The sequence below is a fragment of the Corynebacterium nasorum genome, assembly GCF_022347325.1.
In the GTDB taxonomy this organism is placed as follows: domain Bacteria; phylum Actinomycetota; class Actinomycetes; order Mycobacteriales; family Mycobacteriaceae; genus Corynebacterium; species Corynebacterium kefirresidentii.
The window spans coordinates 1-1,663 of sequence record NZ_JAKRDU010000035.1; the positions used below are offsets into that span (position 1 = coordinate 1).

Consider the following 1,663-nt stretch of genomic DNA (forward strand, 5'->3'; position numbering starts at 1 on the left):
CTTGATTTCTAGTGGTCGTGGAAACACCTGACATGGGTTAGGTGATTGTGTGGAGTCGAAATGGGTTCCGGATTCTGTTGTTGTGGCGCGGTTTGCGTCGTTGGTTCGGGCTGGTAGTTCAATACGGGCGGCTGCTGGGGTGGTTGGTTTAGCGCGTTCGGTGGCGTATCGGCTTGCTGGTGAGTTGGACTTGCCGCGCAAGCGCCGCAGGACTACTAGCTCGGATGACAGTCAGGAAATAGCTCGCCTGTGGCTGGAAGGTGTGGCACCGATGGATATTGCGCGCCAGCTTTCTATAGGCTCTTCTCCGGTGTACCGCATCGGTATTGAGCTTGGTTTGTGGAAGCGCAATCCATATGGCCGCAAAGCTGCGGCCACAACTGGCCGATGTAGCTATCTGCAACTGCGTGCGAATGCTTTAGGGCGCAAAGATGCAGCTTTAGCCTGTGGCATTCATCCGCGTAATGCTGCTGATATAGACAAAGGTGTCATTAAGCTTTCTACCGGGCGTGTGCCTTTTGTCCCGGCTGGCCCGGATGTGGCGCTGTATAACAGGCTTATGCAGGTAATTGAGTACGTTGATGGTCGCCAAGCAGTTCCAGTCCAGGTTATTCCGCAACAGCGTATCGATAGGCGTATTTCTTCGCGCTACTTGTCGGTAGAAGAGCGCGAGCTCATCTTTGATCTTGACCGGCAAGGCAAAGGCGTACGTGAGATAGCTCGGCGTCTTGCCCGCTCTGCTGGCACTATCAGCAAGGAGCTTAAACGCAACCGGGATGAATTTGGGGTGTATCTTCCCACGTATGCGCACCGTAAATCGGTGTTGCGTAGGTTTAGACCGAAAAAGCGCAAGATTGATGCCAATCCACGTTTGCGCACGGTGGTCTGGGCGATGGTGAAAGATAGGTACTCGCCAGAGCAGATTTCTGGGAGGTTGCGCAGCTGCTATCCCGGTGATGAGACTATGTACGTGTGTCCTGAAACGATTTATCAGTCTTTGTATTTCCAGGCTAAAGGCGAGTTGAAAAAGGAAGTCGCTGCTGCACTGCGTCGCGGTCACGCCCAACGTCGACCTCGTGGCACGCGCAGTGCCCGCAAGCGGTTTGTTGACCCTATGGTGATGATTTCCGACCGCCCAGCAGAAGTAGACGACCGGGCAGTACCAGGTCATTGGGAAGGCGACCTCATTCTAGGCGCGGGTAATAAGTCCGCAATTGGAACGCTAGTAGAGCGAACCACGCGCTATGTCATCTTGCTGCATTTACCGAATGGGCATAGTGCTACCGAAGTAAATGAAGCACTTACAAAAGCGATTGCTACCTTGCCAGATCATCTCAAAGGATCACTTACCTGGGATCAGGGAAGTGAAATGGCCTGCCATAAGGCCTTTTCTGTAGCTACAAACTGTCCCGTGTTTTTCTGCGATCCTGGTTCGCCGTGGCAGCGAGGCACCAATGAAAACACCAATGGACTACTAAGACAGTACTTCCCTAAAGGGACAGACCTCAACGTCCATAGTGCAGCGGACCTAGAATTCGTCGCCATGCAACTCAACCGCCGACCCCGCAAAACCCTGGGCTTTCAAACACCAGCCGAGAAAATGGCCGCACTGATAAACTCAACCGAAACATAGGAAGTGTTTCCACGACCACTAGAATCTGCC

1 protein-coding gene is annotated in these 1,663 nt (G+C 53.2%); it reads left to right on the forward strand.

Annotated elements, in window-relative coordinates; genetic code table 11:
• The first annotated feature begins 271 nt into the window (after positions 1–271).
• Positions 272–1,633 (forward strand): IS30 family transposase, encoded by a 1,362-nt coding sequence (locus MHK05_RS11780; protein ID WP_445292952.1) that lies wholly within the window; start codon positions 272–274, stop codon positions 1,631–1,633.
• The last annotated feature ends 30 nt before the right edge of the window (positions 1,634–1,663 follow it).